This is a genomic window from Providencia sp. PROV156, from assembly GCF_028480905.1.
Taxonomy (GTDB): domain Bacteria; phylum Pseudomonadota; class Gammaproteobacteria; order Enterobacterales; family Enterobacteriaceae; genus Providencia; species Providencia hangzhouensis.
The window spans coordinates 118,769-139,930 of the sequence record NZ_JAMPPE010000012.1; the positions used below are offsets into that span (position 1 = coordinate 118,769).

Genomic DNA, 21,162 nt, shown 5'->3' on the forward strand with positions numbered 1-21,162 from the left:
AAACAATTAGCCATATACCAATATGGCTAATTGTAATGTTAGGTAAAGCCTTATCTGAAATTGCATTATTTCACTTTAATTGCTTTTTTTATCGAGCTGATAGAGGCAAAATGTGCGCATTACTCAATTAGGATACTAAGTATGTTCAGATTTTTTAACTACTGCTCGCAAGGGAGAGGCGCCTGGCTACTCATGGCCTTTATTGCCTTTATGCTCGAGTGTGCGGCCTTATATTTTCAACATGTGATGAAGCTACAACCCTGTGTTATGTGTGTCTATGAACGTGTTGCATTACTTGGCATTATGGTTGCTGGCTTAATTGGGGCAATAGCACCACGGAATATGGTAATACGCTGGGTAGCAATTCTTATTTGGGTTTACTCTGCTTGGCGTGGCTTAGACCTTGCATGGGAACATACCATGCTACAACTTTATCCTTCTCCATTTGCTTCTTGCGATTTTTTCGTTAATTTCCCTGATTGGTTACCATTACAAGAGTGGGTCCCTGCAGTGTTTGAAGCAACAGGTGACTGTGCCGTTAGGCAATGGGCATTCTTAGGGCTTGATATGCCACAATGGTTAATTGGTATCTTCGCGGCTTATCTCTTAGTTGCAATCATTGTTATCATCAGCCAATTCTTCCCAGCCAAAAAATAATCTTTAAAACCCCAAATGTTAAATTCAACATTTGGGGTTCCTAAACAATAACATCTATCTATTGAATGACTCTCTCTAATTTCACAGGGATATTTTTATACGCAGGAATACCACATTGCGGGTCGAAATTATCTAATGAAATTAAATTATTGGCTTCAGGGAAATAAGTGGCAACACTTCGGTCTGCCATATCATAGATCACCACAGTGAGGTTATCTAAACGGCGTTTTGTCGGTTTTTGTTCACGGTCTAATGCGATGAGATTCACTTTATCTCCCGCCTGTAACTTCTGTTTTTGGGCTTCTGCACCACTGATGAAAACAACATCTCGTTGCCCAAACACACCACGGTATCGGTCATTTAGCCCATAAATTGTAGTATTATACTGGTCATGGCTGCGTAATGTTGCCAAAATCAATTCACTGTTTACTGCTGAATTCGGGTCTTCAATAACGCCTTCTGTCGGTACAAAATTAGCTTTACCTGATTGAGTTAACCAACGACGCTCAGAAGCAGCGTTTGTCAGGTGAAATCCTCCCGGTATTTTAATACGTGCATTGTAATCATCAAAGCCAGGTAATACCGCCTCCATTGCGTCACGGATCAAGTCATAGTTACCGATAAAATCATCCCATTCGACTTTACTCTGAGGTATTGCCGCTTTAGCTATTCCTGCGATTATCGCACACTCAGATTTAAGGTAAGGGCTACATGGTTTAAGTAAACCTTTTGATGCGTGAACCATCGACATTGAGTCTTCTACAGTAACACATTGCACACCACTGCTTTGTCTGTCTATTTCACTACGACCCAATACGGGTAATAAGAATGTTTGCTTAGCTGTTAATAAATGGGAGCGATTTAGTTTAGTTGCAGTATGAACCGCTAAATCAAGCTTTTTCATACCAGCAAAACAAGCGTCTTTATCAGGCATTGCAACCGCTAAATTTCCTCCCATGCAAATTAAAGCATTCGCTTTTCCTTCAGAAATGGCTTGCATGCTCGCGACCGCAGCATGACCGAATTCGCTTGGTGGTTTAAAACCAAATCGCTGTTCAATTTTGTCTAAAAAACTTTTTGACGGTTTTTCTGTAATACCAACGGTTCTATCACCTTGCACATTCGAGTGGCCACGCAATGGGCAGATACCCGCACCTTCCCGACCAATATTACCCTTAAGTAGCAGAAAATTGACTAATTGCTGAACATTCTGCGTACCATGTTCGTGCTGAGTGATCCCCATGCCATAACAAATAATGGTGCTTTTTGCTTCAATATAAAGGTCTGCAATCTCTTCGATAGACTCGCGTGGCAAGCCAGAAACCCTTAAAATATCCTTCCAACTTGTTGTCAGTAAGTCATTTTTTAAAGCTTCATAACCCTGTGTATGAGTTGATATGAATTCAGTATCGAGAATAGGCTCTTTTCCTTCATCTGCTGCGGCTTGGTGCTTTTCAATCAATAACTTCATAACCCCTTTAAGTAACGCAGTGTCTCCACCAACACGAACTTTATAATAGTGCCCCGCTAAAGGTGTAGATTCTAGCGTTAGCATTTCTAACACGTCTTGTGGATAGGTAAAACGCTCAAGACCACGCTCTCTTAAAGGGTTTATTGCAATGATCTTTGCGCCGCGTTTAGAAACTTCACGCAATGAGCTCAACATCCTCGGGTGGTTAGTCCCCGGGTTATGACCTATACAAATAACTAAATCCGCTTTATCAAAATCGTCTAATAATACCGTCGCCTTACCGACACCAATAGAGTTAGCAAGACCAACACTCGTTGGCTCATGGCACATATTTGAACAATCTGGAAAATTATTTGTTCCATATTCACGAGCCAGTAATTGATATAAGAATGCGGCTTCATTTGAAGTCCGACCGGAGGTATAAAATTCAACGGTATTTGGGTCTGAATAACTTTGTAAACGCGTACCTATTTGCTGAAAGGCCTCTTCCCATTCGATAGGTTCATATTTGTCTGTTTGTGAATTATATTTCATGGGGTGAGTTAAACGCCCTTCATCTTCTAAATGAAAGTCATCCCATTCGAGTAATTCTGTTACAGTATATTTAGAAAAAAATTCTGGGGTTGTTTTTTTAGATGTTGCTTCCCAAGCAATTGCTTTTGCACCATTTTCACAAATATCAAATGATGCTGTATGTACAGGGTCAGGCCACGCACAGCCAGGGCAATCAAAGCCATCCACCTTATTCATTTCAAACATTGCAATGATATCGTGCCCTACTTTCATTTGGCCGCGTAAAGCTTCTGCAACTGCTTTTACAGCCCCCCAACCCGCAGCGGGGCCATCATACTCTTCAATTTTCTTTTTCATTAGGCATTACTCTTTAATAAATGGAAATATCTTTATATATGCTTTTATAATTATTTAAATTTTTCTTTATTATTTAATATTAGTAACTTCGCCGTTAAATATCAATAATTAAAATAAACACTTAAATAGATGTTCATAATTAGATGATTTATAAATGAGTAATTAGAATATAATTAAAAAAAGAAATGATGAATATTAATTTAACATTCAGTTATAATAAATGCATGAAGTTAATTAACTTTCCATTAAAAGAAAATTAATTAACTTCATAAAAAGAAGAGTTATATACAAGAGCCAGATTGTATAATGTCAACAGCACAACGTTTACCATTCGCAAATTGGCATACTGCAGTTTGTGACCCATTTAATTCTAATGTAAGTGCGGGCAACCCACCCGCTGACATACAAGCTTCTTGTGCACCGGGGCCTAAATTGACCACTTGTTGAGCATACTGACTCGCAGAATGTTCCACCGATTTATCCACATTTGAACTACCACACGCAGATAACATGACAGATATAACGCCAATAAGTGACATTGCTATTATTGGCTGAAAAAAATGATTAACCCTATACCTCATTCCCTGCTTCTCCTATCATGCTACCTGAACATTTTGCACCAACTGTTTAGTGCCCGCCGCTTTTTGAAAATAAATTGATGACTAAAACACCAATAATAATTAATAGCATACCAATAATTGCAGGTAAATCGAGTTTTTGGTTGTAAATATAAATTGCAGCGACGGAAACCAACACGATCCCTAAACCTGACCAAATTGCATAAGCAATACCCAATGGCATTGTTTTTACTACCTGCGAAAGCCCCCAAAAAGAGACAGCATAGCCAACAATAACAATCAAAGACGGCCAAAAACGACTAAAACCATCAGATGCTTTCAATGTTGTCGTCGCAATGACTTCTGCAATAATAGACATCAACAAAAAACCCAAACCCTTCATCGCCTTTCCTTATTATTAGAATTAGTAATAATGAAACTTATTATTTTCCTATATACAACAAAAAAGCTCTGTCTATCCTGAAAATGACACAGAGCTTTTATATCTACTTCATGGTGCTAAGACGAGTTAATGATTTGTAGCTACGTCTATTCTATCAGTAAGAGATTCACTATAGCGCTTGAATAGATAAACACATAAAGCAAAGGCTATCAGACCGATCGCACCACCAATATAACCAATTTTAGTCATCCCCAAATGAACAATAACTTGGTTACCTAACAGCGCACCAGCGCCAATACCAATATTAAAAATTCCAGAGAAAATTGACATTGCCAAGTCAGTAGCATCTGGAGATAAATCAATCACCTTAACTTGCATCCCTAAGCCAATGCACATCATCGCCATTCCCCAGAACACTGATAACATAACCAAAGACCAAACATCTCTACCTAATGGCATCAGCAATAATAAACAAATCGTCATAAATGCGATTGCTGCAGGTAAAAATGATAATGAAAACTTGCTGCTGTAACGACTAAATATTACGCTTCCGAAAATACCGGCACCACCAAAAATTAGTAGTAGTAAAGTAGCAAAATTTTGGCTTTGCAATGCAACCTCTCGAACAAAAGGTTCAATATAGCTGTAAGCTGTAAAATGTGCGGTAACAGCTAAAACAGTTAATGCAAACATTCCTACAAGTGCAGGCCGTTGGAATAGCATAGGAACACTTTTTAACGAACCAGAATGTTCACTTGGTAAGCGAGGTAAAAAGCGGATCAACACAACCATAGTAAACAATGCAATGATACCAATACCTAAAAACGTCGCCCGCCAGCCTAAAAACTGCCCAACCACTCGACCAAGGGGAAGCCCTAATACTGTCGCTAAAGCGGTCCCCGTTGCTAATAACCCAAGAGCTTGGGCTTTTTTACCTGCAGGAGCAACCCGAATAGCTAAAGATGCAGTAATTGACCAAAAAACCGCATGGGATAAAGCAACGCCAACACGCCCTACTATTAGAATATCAAAACTCCACGCAAACCCTGAAATAATGTGGCTAATAACAAAAATAACGAATAAAAAAGCTAATAATTTGCGACGCTCTATTTTACTGGTTAATAGCATTAAAGGTAACGACATCAAAGCCACAACCCACGCGTAGATTGTTATCATCAATCCAGTATGTGCGACCGTCATATCAAAGCTTTTTGCAATATCACTGAGTAATGCTACAGGCACAAACTCTGTTGTGTTAAAAACAAATGCAGCGACCGCTAATGCTATTACACGGATCCAAGCTGTTTTTCTAGAAACTTGCGTCATATTTCTCTTAGCCTTTACTTTCCCACAAATAACATACACAACGGTTTAATTGTGCGTAAAAATTGCTGCGAAAGGATATTGGTATTTCATACAGGATTGAGTTGTCACTAAGCAAGCTAGGTTGCTAATAACTCTTTTTATGTGAATTGTATCACATTTTTTCATTACTCATAAAGGCTCCTCTTTGCCTAATTGGCAAGAACAATATCATGTCTGCTTATTTTTATTCTCTCGACTATTCTGTTTCATTATTCGTTCAAATTTAAGTCATTTATCTGAATATTTATTACATTCAGTTATCTGAAAATACATCGCATTACTTTCTATGCTACAATCTCACTATTATTTTTTATGCTTAAAGGACCGCTTTAATGAAAAACCATTTTCCTACTGAACCTAACGTTAATACCTTAGCAGATGAAGTTACTTGCCTAAAAAACTTATTAACGCATATGCTAAAAGCTATCGGCCAAGCTGATGCAGGTAAGATTTTGGTCAAGATGCAACGTGAAGTTGCACAAATGGAAGACGAAAAACAGGCAGAAACCTATAAAAATACGTTAGAACAGATAAAAACAGCGTATCGCCAATAGATTATTTAGCGATAAATGCTATTTTAAGGATATACATGCTATAAAGTGGTTTAAACTGCACAAATAACTAAGTTTTAATCATGAAAATCATCTATCTTTGTTCATGAATTAAACCATTCTTTATTCATTTAGCTCCCCCTTCAGAACCCTATGAAGGGGGCTTTTTTTTTCTACAACTTATGTATTATTCCGTTTATAAATATCTTGGCAATGCTGAATATATTCATCAACTGTTGTATCGTCAGTTTGCTTATCCCAACTTTTCTGTTCTTCAAAAGCCCACACTTCAAACGTTTGCCCAAAGTTAGCGCCAGACATACCAACTTGCTTATAAATCCGATGGTAAAAACCTTGCTCAGAACGGTAGATCTCAAATTTAAACGGAACTAACCTAGCGGGATTTGTCGTTGTCAAAAAATCATTACCAAACAATAACGTTTTCTCCAGAATATCCATTCTATCCCCTTGTTTAATTTATAAAATACGCATGGTATACAACTTCTCTTCTAAGCATAGCGCATTTAACGCCATACCGTAATTTTACCTATAAAAATAGATGATTTATATATTGCCCATCGATAGGCCTGATGAATGAGAGGAGAGATATTGATGAAATAATAAGCTTCACTATTAAAATGAAGCTTATTATCAATAGATTATGATTTATTGTCGTACAACTGTTTTGCCATATCAATGCTGTCTGCGTTCACATCTTTTATATGGTCACGTGTTAACCGATAAACAACAGGGCTTAAAAGTAACAAGGCAATCAAATTAGGGATCGCCATCATGGCATTTAGTGTATCCGCCAACAACCAAACAAAATCAAGTGATTGTGTTGCGCCGATAGGTAAAGCAATCAGCCATAAAACTCTGTACAGCTTTATTGCTCGCAACCCAAATAAATATTGCACACATTTTTCGCCATAAAAGCTCCAACCCAGAATAGTGGTAAATGCAAACACGGCTAATGCGATAGCAACAATATAATTTCCACCGGGAATTGCCGTTTGGAATGATGATGCGGTTAATGTCGCGCCTGTTTCACTGGTCAGCCAACCACCAGTAATAATGATAGTTAACCCTGTGACAGAGCACACAATGATAGTGTCAATAAATGTCCCTAACATCGCAATGAGTCCTTGGCGAATAGGGTTTTGTGTTTTTGCAGCGGCATGAGCGATAGGTGCACTCCCCAAACCTGCTTCATTGGAAAATACGCCTCGTGCAACCCCAAAGCGTATTGCAGCCCATACAGCAGCCCCCGCAAACCCACCTTGTGCAGCAACAGGGTTAAAAGCCGAGGTAACAACCAGAGAAAGTGCCGCAGGGATCTCAGTAAAATAAATACCAAGCACAATGACCCCCGCGCCAAAATAGGCAACAGTCATAAATGGGACAAGTTTTCCTGCAACATCAGAAATACGTCGCAGCCCACCAATCAATACCGCACCAACTAATAAAACTAAAGCCCCTGCGGTCAACCATTTATGCACACCAAAGTTACTTTCTAGCACATCTGCCACTGAGTTCGCTTGTACCGTATTGCCGATACCAAAACTGGCACATGCACCGAAGAAGGCAAACAGTGTTCCCAGCCAAATCCATTTAGGGCCTAATCCATTTTTAATGTAGTACATTGGGCCACCAATATATTGGCCATATTTATCGACTTCACGAAAACGGACAGCTAACACCGCCTCAGAGTATTTTGTTGCCATTCCTACCAATGCCGTCATCCACATCCAGAATAACGCTCCCGGCCCTCCCATGACCACTGCGGTTGCAACTCCGGCAATATTCCCTGTACCAATCGTTGCCGATAACGCTGTCATTAATGCATTAAAAGGTGATATTTGTCCCTCACCGCGTGATTCATTCTTTTGAAACAATAACTTAAAACCTGTCCCAATTTTTCTTATCGGTAAAAATGCAAGCCGGATTTGCATATAAATACCAACGCCTAAGATCCCAACCAGCATTGGTACTCCCCAAACCACTCCATTTAGTTCACTTAACCACGTAGTTATCAAATCCATCCTACCCCCAATTAATTCATATTAATTAACAAAACAATTGAATTCATAACAATTCCTTATCAATCTAATAAAGATTAAAAGTAAAATAAAAGCGAACAAATTTTCAGTAATTCTTCATTTAAAATAGAAGATTGTGAGTAAGCTCACTTGTGATTTATCGATTACAGTTATTAATACAATTAATTGAGAGTCAGAATTAGAATTGAGTTTGTTAGCTATGAATGGGTATTTTGAGGGAGCATATTTACCATATTGTATAGATAAAAATGCCCAGTAATTAAATTATTACTGGGCAGATACTAAAATCGTTGTCAACTTAAAGCTAACTTTAGACTATTATTTAGGCTATTTTAAATATTCACCTGAGCGCAATGCTTCGATACGTTTGTCTAATGGTGGGTGTGATAAAAATAATTCACTGAATGCTTTACCACGACCATTGATGCAAAACGCCATCAAACGGCCTTCTTCTTGTGGCTCATAGCTCGTTTTCAACCGTTGCAATGCAGCTATCATCTTTTCACGGCCGACTAATTTTGCAGAACCTGCGTCCGCATGGAACTCACGATAACGAGAGAACCACATAGTAATGATGCTTGCCAAAATACCGAAGACGATTTCAAGTACCATGGAAACCGCAAAATAGACCATTGGGTTACCATTACTACTTTCACTTTCGTTATCATTGTTGGACATAAAGCCTGCCGCAACCTGTGCGATAATACGTGAAATAAAGATGACGAACGTGTTCACCACACCTTGTAATAAGGTCATCGTCACCATGTCACCATTCGCGATGTGGCTAATTTCATGAGCGATAACAGCTTCCGCCTCATCACGACTCATATTTTCTAATAGCCCAGTACTTACTGCAACAAGCGAAGCATCACGGCGAGCCCCTGTTGCAAACGCGTTAATATCTGGAGCATGATAAATAGCCACTTGTGGCATCTGAATTCCAACTTGTTTTGCTTGACGCTCAACAGTTGATACTAACCACTGTTCTGTTTGGTTACGTGGAGTTTCAATAACCTCACCACCCACTGATTTTAGAGCCATCCATTTGGACATCAGTAGTGATATGAAAGCACCACCAAAACCAAATAGGCCAGCCATGATCATGAGGCCTTGGACACTACTACCTCTGATCCCAGTTAAGCTTAGGATTATCCCAAACACAAACATAACCGCTAAGTTTGTGAGTAAGAATAAAGCAATTCTCATCATTTTTTATGTATTCCTTGGTAAAAACAAATATACGTAGAATTTACTTTATAAATAAGGTTTTTTCACACTTTTTCAAGTGCATTAACGCGAAAACCCTAAAAAATAACATAACTTTACATAGCTGCGTTCAAAACTCATCATTATGCTCTAAATAAATGATAACTTCTTTAGTAAGAATTTAACCATTTGTTTTTAAAGGCTCATTTTGTAACCATTTAAATTCAAAGCTATTTGTAATTGAAACGATAAAGCTAGTTAGCCAATCACCAAAAACAATTTAGTGTATTTATCTATATTATCACTCACATTGTTTGCCAAATGAATGAATATTTACTTTTACTTCCACTCTATTAAAAAATAATGCCACATTAAGTGGCACTATTCTGTTCTATCGCTGTCTGTTGTTTAGTTCTCGCGCTAATTAGTTTTCTCTTTAGTCGATTTTGTTGATTTCTCTTTTGCTGTCTTAGCTGTTTCTTTATCTTTGGCTTTAGACGCTTTTTCTTTTACCGCTTTTGCTGATTCTTTATCTGTCGTTTTAGCGGCTTTTTCTTTTACTGTCTTAGCTGTATCTGATGCTTTATCACTGGCTTTGCTTGCTTTATCAGAGGCTGTTTTACTGGCTTTATCACTCGTGCTCTTTATTGAGTCAGAAACCGATGGTTTACTTGATTGTTTAGCAACACCTGCACCAATGGAAGCACCAGCCGCTTTCGCTTTGCTGTTAATATCATTTTTTAATTCTATGGTACACACTTGCTCTGAGCGACTTGTTGAACCATCATTACAAATAAATTTACCATCTTCACAGCGATCTATTCCCCCTTTACTTCCAGAACATGGGTAATTTCTTGCATTCGCTGTATTTATAGATGCAATCATCATTACACTAACTGCCATTAATCCTACAAATAATTTACGCATGGTATTGTCTCGTTGTTAAGGAAAGCTATACCAAAAGTTTAGGATAAATTAAGTAAAGGTAAAGAAACCTATAATTAATCATCAATTTCAGTCAGTCATTTGGGGAAATAAAATAAATAAAGAATAAAACTTCACCAATTTAATAGTCGCTGACTAAAAACACCAAAATTAATAATAAATTAACATTTGATTTTCTATTTTCTAAGCGGATTAAGATAGCGTTAAAGAAACTCAAAAAATTAAGCCAGCTTTCGCTGGCTTAATTCTGTTAAACACTAAGAGAATATTATTTATTATTTGATAATAGCTTAGTATGTTGATTAGCTAAGTCGATCGCCATTTTCACCGTTTCATCGAGGTATGGGTCTGGCCCTTCGTAATCTTTAGGCAAATCATCAATTGATTTCAATAGTGGTTTACCTTCCCGAGTATTACGTTCATTTATACGTTTCAATTTTGTCGCTTCAAGTTCTGAATCTTCTTTTTGGCGCTCTGCATAGTTGAGCGAAATAAGATTCTTACTCTCTTTGTTTACTTTATAGCGAGCAATATCTTCATCAATATAGTTGAATTCAGGGTCTTTGCTAATACGTGCCAAATGCTGAGTTTTTATTGGTGATAAATCAGAAGACACATTACCAACAGGTGTATATTTTGCCGGTGGAATACTATCCCATGGTAATGCATTGTCCTCAAAGCTTTCTCCAGTTTCAGCTGGGTCTTGGCCTGTAGGCATTATCACATCAGGGGTTACACCTTCACGTTGTGTGCTACCACCATTAACTCGGTAAAACTTCTGAATGGTATATTGGACAGAACCTAATGAAGGCCATTCTGGTTTTAGCATTTGATCGTAAACACGGCTCAAACTACGGTGCTGCTGAACAGTTCCTTTACCAAAGGTCGGTTCCCCAACAATCATCGCTCTGCCATAATCTTGCATTGCTGCAGCAAAAATCTCAGATGCGGATGCACTAAAGCGGTCGACTAAAACAACAAGAGGCCCCTTATAATAAATAACATCGTCATCATCAATATCTTGGCGAACTTGACCATTATTATCGCGAACTTGAACAATTGGCCCTTTCGGAATAAACAAACCTGATAAAGAGACCGCTTCGGTTAATGCTCCACCACCATTACCGCGTAAATCAATAACCAATGCGGAAACATTATCTTTAGCCAAGTTTTGCAATTGAGTTTTAACATCATTGGTTAAACCAACATAAAAACCAGGAATATCTAAAACAGCAACTTTATCTTTACCTTGCTGTTTAATCGTCAGTTTGACTGCTCGGTCTTCCAGTCGGATCTGCTCCCGAACTATGGTGACAATATGAGGTTTCGCCCCTTTAGTATCAGAAACGACTTCTAACCGAACTTTACTTCCTTTCGGGCCTTTAATTAAAGCAACCACATCATCAAGGCGCCAGCCAACCACATCAACAATAGGTTTACCCGTTTGGCCAACACCGATAATTTTATCGCCGACTTTTAGCTCTTTACTTTTAGCAGCTGGCCCCCCAGCAACTAATGAGTTAATAACCGTATTTTCGTCATCTTGCTGTAATACCGCACCAATTCCTTCTAATGATAAGCTCATTTCTGAATTAAATTGTTCAGTATTACGAGGCGACAGATAACTTGTGTGTGGATCGATTTCACGAGCGAAAGAGTTAACTATCAATTGAAAAACGTCTTCACTTTGCGCTTGCGTTAAACGCCGCAACGCAAAATTATAGCGTTTTGTCAGTTTCTCTTTGATTTCTTTATCATCTTTACCTGATAGTTTTAAATTCAACCAATCATAACGCACTTTTTGGTCCCATAGACGATCAAGCTCTTGCTTATCTTTAGGCCATGGTGATTTTGAACGGTCAACTTCAATAGAATCAGTCGCATTTAAATCGATGGGTTGCTCTAAACGAGCCAATGCATATTTAAAGCGCTCGAAACGTCTTTCCTGAGACAGGTTATACAGGTCATAGAACGTATCTAATTTGCCATCCTCAAGCCACTGACCCACTTTGCCTTTATCTTTGGCGTATTGGTCAATATCGGATTGAAGTAAAACATTATGACCGAAATCTAACATATTGAGATAACGATCAAATATCTTCCCAGAAAACGCATTGTCTAAATCGAATTGGCGATAATGTGAGCGAGTAAACCGAGAGGTGACCCTTTCACTCACAGTACCGTGCTGTGCACTCTGTTTTAAGACAGGTAACTGAGCCGCAGTGACCGGAGCCACTGCTTGAGTATTAGCTATTGCACTGCCAAAAGTCGCTAGACTTACCACCAATGCAATTTTAAGAAGTTTGTTCATGACCTGATTGACCTCCGTATCAGAACTTTAAATGTTCCGCGCGTACAATCATTGCCAGCCCTGTTGGCAATTGAACCCTAACACCATCTTTCGCAATTTCCAACACAGAGGCGTCCATCACACTGGTACCGACTTTCACTTTCAAAGTTTGACCAATTTGAAGGGTATTGATATCAGTGACTGATTTCAGATTTTGCTCTGGCGCAGGTGTATTACGACGAGGGGCTTTAGCAGATGTATTTTGCGAGCGTTCTTTATTATCTGACGGACGGCGACGAGGCGTTTTTTCTTTAGCTGCATCTTGATTACGAGGGGTTTTCTCACTCGCTTTTTTCGCTGCTGGACGTTTTTGTGCTTTTTGTTCAGCACGTTGTGCTTGAACGCGAGCTTTAGCCTCGGCTAATTGTTGGCGCGCATGAGCAATATGTTCTGCATCTAATTCACCACAATCTTCACCATTTAAGTCAACGCGTTTAGCGCCCTCTTTAACACCGTAGAGATAACGCCAGCTAGAAGTATACATGCGTAACGCAGAACGCAATTGCGTTTTGCTAATACCATCTTCTTCTTTTAAGCATCCTACGATATCTTGAAAAATTCCGACTTTTAACGGACGTGCTTCGCCTTCAGCGATAAAACAGCGAGGAAAACGCTCTGCTAGAAATGCGATAACTTCTTTACTACTATTCAACTTAGGTTGATTTTCCATGAAATTTCCTGATAACAACGATTTTGCCAACCTCACGGGCATGAACAAGCCGACATTATAATCGTGTTGCTGACAATTGCCACGTTACTATTAATTTAACTGACCATTATTTAGTGATATTTAGGCATAGAACACATTGCCAGATGTTGGCACAACTGGTTTACAAGGTGTTGTAGCCCTTTTTCGTCTTCTTGGTCGAATTGGCTAATATTTGGGCTATCAATATCTAAAACCCCGATAATTTGCCCACTAACTACCAAAGGGAACACAATTTCAGCGTTACTTGCTGCATCACAGGCAATATGACCTGGGAAGGCATGAACATCTTCTATACGCTGAACTTGGTTATTACTAAAAGCTGTACCACAAACGCCTTTACCAAAAGGAATTCGAACACACGCAACTTTACCTTGGAAAGGACCCAGAACTAATTCTTGCCCATTACTGAGATAAAAACCAGCCCAGTTAACCCCTTCTAAATATTCATATAATAATGCACTGGTATTTGCTAAAGTTGCAATTAAATCATACTCACCTGCAAGTAATGCAGAGAGATTGTCCGAAAGTTCAAGATAATACTTCTTTTTATCCATAATTATTTCTTGTAATAATCAAGCAATTAATCGAATGTTTGTAAGCGTAGCCCTAAGGTTACCAATTTGTCACTTTGAGGTAAATTTTTTTACACTAGATTACATCTAGGTAACCACCTAAAATGAGTCAATATGAACTACATTAACCACACTGATTTGCTTTTTCAACGTTGTAATCATTGCAATCAGAAGCTACTAACCCCACGAGCCAACGTACGACAAGTCGTTGTTTGCCCTCGCTGTTTTAGTCAACTTAATGATGGACGTTCTTGGTCACTCAACCGTTTATCAATACTGGCTATCACATTACTGATGCTTGCTCCCATTGCTTTTTGGCAACCCCTTATTTCTATTCATTTATTAGGAAGCCAAATTAATGCAAATGTCATTGAAGGTATACGCTTAATTAATCAACAAGGGGATCCATTTACTGCCAGTATAGTGGCTTTTTGTGCTATTGCAGCCCCCTTATTATTACCAATTTTAATTTTATTGTTATCTATTGGTCAGCATATCAATTTGAATCTCCGGCCTATTCTTTTAGTGTTAAGCCACATCAAAGAATGGGTTATGTTAGATGTTTACCTAATAGCATTGGGTATTGCCGCCATTAAAATGCAAGATTACGCAAGTGTATTCATTGGGCATGGCTTAGTGGCTTTTATTACTATGTCTATTCTCAGTTTATTAATTCTCATCCACATAAACCTAGATGAGTTATGGCAAAAATTTTATCCCATCAATAATAAAAAAGTACAGGATAACTCGCTAACTTGCACGGCTTGCCATTACACTGGGCCCGCAAATTGGAATGGGAAATGCAAACGATGTCATCGCCCTCTTCATTATCGGGAACCTTATAGCTTACAAAAAACTTGGGCCGCACTAATTGCTGCCATGGTGTTATTGTTTCCTGCTAATTTAATGCCAATCTCTATTTTTTATCTCAATGGACAGCGCTTAGAAGACACCATTTATTCTGGGGTTGTCTCTTTAATTGATTCAGGTAACTGGCCAATCGCAGTTATTGTATTCATCGCCAGTATACTGGTTCCATTTATTAAGATTATTATTATGATATTGCTACTGTTTTCTATCCATTTAAAAAGCAATACTGACCCTATTTTACGTATGAAATTACTTAGGTTTGTTTCGTGGATTGGTCGTTGGTCAATGCTAGATTTATTTGTCATCGCCTTGATGATGACACTCGTTAACCGTGATCAACTCATGTCTTTTACTATGGGGCCAGCCGCACTGTATTTTGGTTCAGCCGTTATTTTAACAATTTTGGCTGTTGAGTGGTTAGATAGCCGTTTAATTTGGGATTCTTATGGAAAATCAAAACCTACAAAATGAACCCTCTGAAGAAATATCAGAAGCCATATTACGCAAACGCAGGCAAATTTCGCCTTTCTGGCTATTGCCTTTAGTCGCTATTTTCATTGCAGGCTGGCTTTTGTTTCAACATTGGGCTGAACGAGGAACGGATATCACTATTGAGTTTACATCCGCACCTGGAGTCGTCGCCAATAGAACGCCTATCCGGTATCAAGGTGTTGAAGTAGGTTTAGTACAATCCGTTGCTATCAGTAAAAATATGAAAACCATCATTGTCACTGCTAGTGTGAATAAAGATATGCGGCCAGCCTTAAATTCAGGGACTAAATTTTGGCTAGTGACCCCCAAAGCATCGTTAGCGGGTGTTTCTGGTCTTGATGCTTTAGTTGGTGGAAATTACATTGGTATGTTACCAAGCACAGGAACAGAACAGTTCTCTTTTGTTGCACAAGACACACCACCGCAGCTAGACATTGATAAAGGTGAATTACTTATTCACCTGACTGCTCCAGATTTAGGCTCACTGAATGAAAACTCGCCTATTTATTACCGGAAAGTCCCTGTTGGTTATATTTCAGACTACACCATTTTGCCTGATAACCAAGGGGTTTCCATTTCTGCCGTTGTCAAAAAACCTTATGTTCACTTGGTCCGTAAAGAGAGCCAGTTTTGGAATGTGTCAGGGCTACAAGGCAGCTTTGACCTTAAATCTGGCGCTAGCGTAAAAATGGAAAGCCTTTCTGCTGTTATAAATGGCGCCATTGCTTTTGATTCACCACAAGACAGCCCACAAGCAGAAGAAGGGCAAAAATTTGTCCTACAAGACAGTAAAAAAATAGCCCAAACCGCAGAACAAGATGGTAAAGACCCCCTGTTACTAACACTTTGGGCACATGACACTTATGGCGTCGATAAAGGTCAACCTATTGTTTATAAAGGCATTCAAATTGGCGAGGTGTTACAGCGTCACTTAGCAACTGAGAAAGTAAATTTTAATATCCTGATATATGATGAGTTCCAACATCTTGTTCGAGAAGACAGCAAGTTTGTTGCTAATAGCCGAGTGGATATCCAATTAGGTCTTAATGGATTACAATTCCAAGGAGCTACTCCCCAAGAGTGGTTAGATGGTGGTATTCATCTGATAGCAGGACAAAGCCAAGAAAAACTCCCAGAAACTTTTCCTTTATATCGTAGTGATGATAATGCAAAAGCGGGTATTTTAGGGGCTTTACCACCCACAACTATCACTCTCAATACCACAACATTACCAGACATTCAGGCAGGCTCTGTTGTTCTTTATCGCCAATTTGCAGTCGGCAAAATAATTGCCATTAAACCGACCAAGGCTGGGTTTGCGATCAATGTAAATATCTCAAATGAATATCTTCACTTACTCACTGAAAACAGTGTATTTTGGGCTGAAGGTGGTGCAAAAGTTCAACTTAATGGTAATGGTTTAACCGTTCAAGCGGCACCGCTGAGCCGAGCCATTAGCGGTGCAATTAGCTTTGATAACCTGGATGGAGGTGTTGCCAATACTGCTCGCCAACACACACTTTATCCAAATGAAACCTCCGCGAAAGCAATAGGAAGCATCATTACATTAACAACATTTGATGCATCAAAACTCTCAGAAGGCATGCCTATCCGTTATTTGGGCATCAATATTGGCCAAATTGAATCATTAAAATTGTCATCTGATAAACGTGAAGTACAAGCAAAAGCCATTCTATACCCTGAATATGTCAGTGCTTTTACTCGGTTAGGAAGCCGTTTCGCAGTTGTAACACCTGAATTATCCCCTGCGGGTTTAAATAATTTAGATAGCATATTACAACCCTATATTAGTGCTGAGCCAGGACGTAATAATAAAAGCCGTTATCAATTTGAATTACAAGCTGCAAATATTACAGACTCGCGTTATCTAGACGGTTTAACTATTTACCTTGATGCGAGTGATGTCGGCTCCGTTCAAGTTGGCACGCCTATTTTATTCAGAGGCCTAGAAGTCGGTGTTGTTACAGGTCTATATTTGGGAGAGCTTTCCGATCGCGTATATGTTGCCACACGCATTGGCAAGGAATACCAATATCTCATTCGCAATAATACAGAATTTTGGCAATCTTCCGGTTTTAATTTCTCATTTGGTTTAACTGGTGGTGTCGCCAAGAGTGGGACTTTCAAACAATTTGTACGCGGTGGCATTTCCTTCGCAACCCCGCCGTCAGTACCTTTAGCACCAAAAGCCAAGCCTGAACAGCATTTCATCCTGAAGTTGGAACCCCCTAAAGATTGCATGGACTGGGGAACTTCTATTCCTAAAAAATAACCACTATTAGGGTGTATATTAACCACATATTGCACCCTAACCCTTCATACGCCATAAAAATTATTTTGGAAATTAATTCCATTTATACTATGCTTAATTTCATTGAGCTGTTTATGTATAGTTAAAATCAATGAATGAGGTGCAGTTATGTGTATTGTAAAATTGAAAATATCTTCCTATGAAATTAATGATGCAGTTATGGCTTCCCATAAAAGCGACACAGTGAGTATTCCATGTGATTCTGATACCGATTTTTGCATGCAGCTTGATGGCTGGGACGAGCATACAAGTATCCCTGCAACTTTAGATGAAAAGCCAGTCCTGCTCTATCGTGATCGTTATGACAAAGAAAATCACCATTGGGTGATGAAACTTGCTTAAGAATTTTGTTAGTACACTTAGGCTATTGACTAAGCATATAAGTAGGTAGGAACTGAAAAGCTGATATGAAATGAGAACTAACAAAATAATAGGCAAAAAAAGAGGCCTGGTAGATTCCGATTACCGGGCCTTGGGAAATGGCTCTGGCAGAGCCGTGCGCTAAAATTGCCATTGAGACGTAACAAAGTACACTCTAATACTAGCTTTCAATGCACGTTCTTACCATGTTTATTATCAATATTTTCACATATTATTAACACAATTTATTTCTTGATTTTATAATATTGAACTATTTGTTTAATAGGTTAAACCTATTCACCTAATCATTCAAACCTTTCAATCAATCAACTAATTGAATAACAATGATAATTTATTAATTCACCACTTCCTTTATGCTCTAATGGTTTTACTTTGCTATCAGCTTAGTTGCTAACACACAACTTTTCAGCGGCTTCTTTTATAGGTAATATTCTTTCCACAACTGTCTTGGTGCTATCGATAGGCTTAAGCAGCACATCGATAGGCTGTGCTTTAATTTCTTTTTTATTCATCAATTCAGTTGCAATATCATTTAATGGATATTGCATTAATGTCGCAGGGTTAATAACGACCAAAGCCCCATTATGGCGGCACTCTAACATGACCTCCTCACGAGTAAATGGCCAATCATCTCCAAATTGTTTCTTACTCACGGATGTTAACGGTGCAGAAAAAGCAGTACTTACGGTACCAGCCAATAACAGTGTGCAAATAATGAGTTTAAATTTCATGGTAGTGCCTTATCAAACATTAAAGATATCTTCGCGTTATTATCAATTAAATATAAAAGTTTAGCTAGATTGGCTGGTAGCTTGCAAAAATCGCCACCGAAAGGATAGCCATAGTCCCTAACAGTAACTCAACCCAACTGTTAATAATTAGGGTGTTGACCCGCCCTTTTTGTTTAATAATCGGTACGATGTAATAGCGATTGATAATAGCCAATAGAAGCATTCCCCCCACTAAAATGATCTTAAACCAAAGTAGTGATTGGTATTCTGACCCTGAATAGTTTAATGGCCAGCCAGGTAAGAGCGTTATTGCACTAATGACTCCAGTAATAATAACCAGTGCAACAGCGATGTGACCATAACGCGAAAAACGCATCATGGTATTCACAATGTGTTTATCCATCCCTTCGACCATTTCTTTTTTATTGCGTAAAAATTGAATGCAAATTAAAAATGGCCACAAACCGCCAAACCAATAGGCTGAACTAATAAGATGAATGAATTGATTGATGCGGTGGAGGGTTCCGAGTAAGCCATCATGCATAGCCGCGTGCCCAATAAAAGCATGCAAACCAAGTAGGATCACTGAAAAAACCAATATGAGTTTCAATCGCAATTGGATTGGTTTTACAAATAAAACCAATAACAATAATACAGATGACAAAAGTTCCCAACGCCATACTTGACCGAATGACGTCCCTAAAACCCCTTGCCATATATCCAAATCGATACTATCTTGCCAACCATCTCCCATCAGGCCTGCTTGTGCAACCATCCAACCAAAAGTTGTTAACACGGTAACGATGGCGCAGAAGAAAATACCTTTATTCAAATAGCGGCTGAGCAAATAATTAAATGGCTCACGACTAAGTACCACTGCAAATATTGACATTCCACACATCAATATTGCAGCGATAAAATGAATAAAGCGAATAAGGGTATAAAAAGCTTCTAGTGACATATTATTTCACTGTAAAGCTATACGTTCCTTTTGTTTTGTGTCCATCGACAGAAACGACGCTCCAATTAACGTCATATTTCCCAGCAGCGAGCTTGTCTTCCACAGGGACAATCACTTTTGTATCGTTACTTGGGTCTAATCTTGCTTTACCGGTTTTCACTATTTTATTTTCAGGACCGATAATACTGACCTTAGTGAAATTAACTTCAATGCCTTCAGAAAAGCTTAATGAGATAGACTCAGGGGCTTGTTCTACTGCCGTACCTTCAGCAGGAAGTTGGTCTTTTAAGTGCGCATGTGCAAATGCTTGTTGGAAAGACATGCCTAAAAATAGAACGGCGACAGCGCTAAGTTTGCGCCATGAAGATTTAATAGGGTTAATTGGCATAGTAACCTCTTAATTTGCAGGTGAATTTAGAATAATTACCAATCATTATACGGAAAACAAACCATTTTACTGCTTAAAAATGGGTTTTATCGGCCTATCCTGTGAGTTTTCACACAAAATGAAAAGAAAAAGACTTATGAACATTGAATTGCAGGATTCATGCCCATAAGCCTAGAGAGGTCTTTATGTTTTACATGGAGATAAAACGATATTTTTATTTACTTACTGGCGTGTAGATTAAACATGTGTTGCCGCTGACATGTTTTTCAAATCTTTATCTAACAAGAATAGTGCCTTACCAGACTCACCCACCATATCCAGTTTATCCAGTACTGATTTAAATAATTTCTCTTCTTCGTGTTGCTCTGCAACATACCATTGTAAGAAATTAAATGTAGAATAATCTTGTGTTGTCATTGCTAAATGAGCCAATTTATTAATTTCACGAGTAATTAATTGCTCATGTTCATAAGTTTGATGAAATACATCGCTAATTGATTTGAAATCAACTGGTGGCGCTGCAATTTGCCCTAACAGGGGTAATGCCCCAGTGTCACTAAGGTAATCAAATAAACGCTGCATATGTTCCATTTCTTCTTGTGAGTGTGCTTTTAAGAACGCTGCAGCACCTTCATAGCCTTTGTCACTACACCAAGCGCTCATTTGCAAATAAAGATTTGCAGAATAAAATTCAAGGTTTAATTGTTCGTTTAATTTTTTGACCATATCTGTAGTTAACATATTTATGCCTTATCGATTAATTATTCATGAGTATATTATGCACAGTATTAAAACAATTAAAACCCTAAAACAATCTTAAAACAAAAAAATCCAATTTACTGATAATTAATAACTTTTGTTAAAAACAATAATAATCAATCTCATTATCTTTCCCTGTTTTTTCCCTTAATTACTAATATATAAATAGAGAAATTTAACTATTGTTTTTCATTATTCCAATTAAGGTATTGAGATTTTTTCTCATTATCCAGTTACAATAATGGCGTATGAATTTAACAGTAGAGATCAAATATGAGCCATAATCTTGCTTTATTGCCTAAAGATGAAATGGATAAGGTCAATGTCGACCTTTTAGCTTCCGGTGTTGCATTTAAAGAACGCTATAACATTGCCATCATTGCTGAAGCTGTTGAGCGAGAACAACCCGAGCACTTAAGGGAGTATTTCAGGGAGCGATTAGTCTACTACCGACAACTGTCGCATAACTTTGCACGTATGCCTTATGAACCACGAAATCGCTAGTCTCACGAAGACACAAAAGAAATGATAC

Annotated in this window: 21 protein-coding genes; 6 read left to right on the plus strand and 15 right to left on the minus strand. The window is 38.4% G+C overall.

Annotated features, from left to right (window positions below):
• The first annotated feature begins 141 nt into the window (after window positions 1-141).
• The gene (gene dsbB, locus PSF31_RS10825; protein ID WP_004254030.1) at window positions 142-657 is read left to right on the plus strand and encodes a disulfide bond formation protein DsbB; all 516 of its coding nucleotides are present in this window, start codon (window positions 142-144) and stop codon (window positions 655-657) included.
• 58 nt (window positions 658-715) lie between these two features.
• Here dsbB and PSF31_RS10830 read toward each other — a convergent pair whose 3' ends face one another.
• The 4 genes from PSF31_RS10830 to PSF31_RS10845 all read right to left on the minus strand — a co-directional run bounded on the left by PSF31_RS10830 (window position 716) and on the right by PSF31_RS10845 (window position 5,284).
• Window positions 716-2,998, minus strand: a complete 2,283-nt coding sequence (locus PSF31_RS10830; RefSeq protein ID WP_096863796.1) for an FdhF/YdeP family oxidoreductase — start codon at window positions 2,996-2,998, stop codon at window positions 716-718.
• A gap of 281 nt (window positions 2,999-3,279) precedes the next feature.
• Window positions 3,280-3,579: a DUF333 domain-containing protein gene (locus PSF31_RS10835; protein WP_164560997.1), complete on the minus strand. Its 300-nt coding sequence runs from the start codon at window positions 3,577-3,579 to the stop codon at window positions 3,280-3,282.
• A gap of 46 nt (window positions 3,580-3,625) precedes the next feature.
• Window positions 3,626-3,958: a DMT family transporter gene (locus tag PSF31_RS10840; protein WP_004254027.1), complete on the minus strand. Its 333-nt coding sequence runs from the start codon at window positions 3,956-3,958 to the stop codon at window positions 3,626-3,628.
• Window positions 3,959-4,084: 126 nt separating this feature from the next.
• Window positions 4,085-5,284 carry a sugar transporter gene (locus tag PSF31_RS10845; protein ID WP_096863798.1) on the minus strand — a complete coding sequence of 400 codons (1,200 nt, stop codon included), beginning with the start codon at window positions 5,282-5,284 and terminating at the stop codon, window positions 4,085-4,087.
• A 371-nt stretch (window positions 5,285-5,655) separates the two neighbouring features.
• On the opposite strand from PSF31_RS10845, the gene PSF31_RS10850 reads away from it, so the two are divergent.
• A complete protein-coding gene (locus tag PSF31_RS10850) occupies window positions 5,656-5,877 on the plus strand; it encodes a DUF2594 family protein (protein WP_004253922.1) in 222 nt (73 codons plus the stop codon).
• Between the two features lie 177 nt (window positions 5,878-6,054).
• On the opposite strand, the gene PSF31_RS10855 is transcribed toward PSF31_RS10850, so the two are convergent.
• The 7 genes from PSF31_RS10855 to PSF31_RS10885 form a co-directional block, all read right to left on the minus strand.
• Window positions 6,055-6,333, minus strand: a complete 279-nt coding sequence (locus tag PSF31_RS10855) for a hypothetical protein (protein ID WP_004253921.1) — start codon at window positions 6,331-6,333, stop codon at window positions 6,055-6,057.
• Window positions 6,334-6,533: 200 nt separating this feature from the next.
• On the minus strand, window positions 6,534-7,916 hold the full coding sequence (locus PSF31_RS10860; protein ID WP_096863799.1) for an alanine/glycine:cation symporter family protein: 1,383 nt from the start codon (window positions 7,914-7,916) through the stop codon (window positions 6,534-6,536).
• Window positions 7,917-8,261: 345 nt separating this feature from the next.
• Complete coding sequence (gene htpX, locus PSF31_RS10865) at window positions 8,262-9,143, minus strand: protease HtpX (protein WP_096863800.1); 882 nt, start codon at window positions 9,141-9,143, stop codon at window positions 8,262-8,264.
• 417 nt (window positions 9,144-9,560) lie between these two features.
• Entirely contained in the window at window positions 9,561-10,067 is a 507-nt protein-coding gene (locus PSF31_RS10870) for a cell envelope biogenesis protein TolA (protein ID WP_096863801.1), read from the minus strand.
• Between the two features lie 286 nt (window positions 10,068-10,353).
• Window positions 10,354-12,396 carry a carboxy terminal-processing peptidase gene (gene prc, locus PSF31_RS10875; RefSeq protein WP_004253916.1) on the minus strand — a complete coding sequence of 681 codons (2,043 nt, stop codon included), beginning with the start codon at window positions 12,394-12,396 and terminating at the stop codon, window positions 10,354-10,356.
• A 19-nt stretch (window positions 12,397-12,415) separates the two neighbouring features.
• Window positions 12,416-13,105 (minus strand): RNA chaperone ProQ, encoded by a 690-nt coding sequence (gene proQ, locus PSF31_RS10880; RefSeq protein ID WP_036957687.1) that lies wholly within the window; start codon window positions 13,103-13,105, stop codon window positions 12,416-12,418.
• Window positions 13,106-13,215: 110 nt separating this feature from the next.
• Window positions 13,216-13,698 (minus strand): GAF domain-containing protein, encoded by a 483-nt coding sequence (locus PSF31_RS10885; protein ID WP_004253911.1) that lies wholly within the window; start codon window positions 13,696-13,698, stop codon window positions 13,216-13,218.
• 132 nt (window positions 13,699-13,830) lie between these two features.
• On the opposite strand from PSF31_RS10885, the gene yebS reads away from it, so the two are divergent.
• From yebS to PSF31_RS10900, 3 genes are all read left to right on the plus strand, one after another.
• Window positions 13,831-15,057: a membrane integrity lipid transport subunit YebS gene (gene yebS, locus PSF31_RS10890; protein ID WP_096863802.1), complete on the plus strand. Its 1,227-nt coding sequence runs from the start codon at window positions 13,831-13,833 to the stop codon at window positions 15,055-15,057.
• Window positions 15,032-17,371, plus strand: coding sequence for a PqiB family protein (locus tag PSF31_RS10895; RefSeq protein ID WP_096863803.1), 2,340 nt, complete (start codon window positions 15,032-15,034; stop codon window positions 17,369-17,371). Before yebS ends, PSF31_RS10895 begins: the two co-directional genes overlap by 26 nt.
• A gap of 147 nt (window positions 17,372-17,518) precedes the next feature.
• A complete protein-coding gene (locus tag PSF31_RS10900) occupies window positions 17,519-17,752 on the plus strand; it encodes a DUF1480 family protein (protein WP_004253902.1) in 234 nt (77 codons plus the stop codon).
• A 422-nt stretch (window positions 17,753-18,174) separates the two neighbouring features.
• Here PSF31_RS10900 and PSF31_RS10905 read toward each other — a convergent pair whose 3' ends face one another.
• The 4 genes from PSF31_RS10905 to ftnA form a co-directional block, all read right to left on the minus strand.
• Window positions 18,175-18,522, minus strand: a complete 348-nt coding sequence (locus PSF31_RS10905; protein WP_004253900.1) for a YebY family protein — start codon at window positions 18,520-18,522, stop codon at window positions 18,175-18,177.
• Between the two features lie 64 nt (window positions 18,523-18,586).
• The gene (gene copD, locus PSF31_RS10910) at window positions 18,587-19,483 is read right to left on the minus strand and encodes a copper homeostasis membrane protein CopD (protein ID WP_096863804.1); all 897 of its coding nucleotides are present in this window, start codon (window positions 19,481-19,483) and stop codon (window positions 18,587-18,589) included.
• 1 nt (window position 19,484) lies between these two features.
• Window positions 19,485-19,871 (minus strand): copper homeostasis periplasmic binding protein CopC, encoded by a 387-nt coding sequence (gene copC / locus PSF31_RS10915; RefSeq protein ID WP_096863805.1) that lies wholly within the window; start codon window positions 19,869-19,871, stop codon window positions 19,485-19,487.
• Between the two features lie 237 nt (window positions 19,872-20,108).
• The gene (gene ftnA, locus PSF31_RS10920) at window positions 20,109-20,612 is read right to left on the minus strand and encodes a non-heme ferritin (RefSeq protein ID WP_004253892.1); all 504 of its coding nucleotides are present in this window, start codon (window positions 20,610-20,612) and stop codon (window positions 20,109-20,111) included.
• 291 nt (window positions 20,613-20,903) lie between these two features.
• Between ftnA and PSF31_RS10925 the strand changes: the two genes are divergently transcribed.
• On the plus strand, window positions 20,904-21,134 hold the full coding sequence (locus tag PSF31_RS10925; protein WP_096863806.1) for a DNA polymerase III subunit theta: 231 nt from the start codon (window positions 20,904-20,906) through the stop codon (window positions 21,132-21,134).
• The last annotated feature ends 28 nt before the right edge of the window (window positions 21,135-21,162 follow it).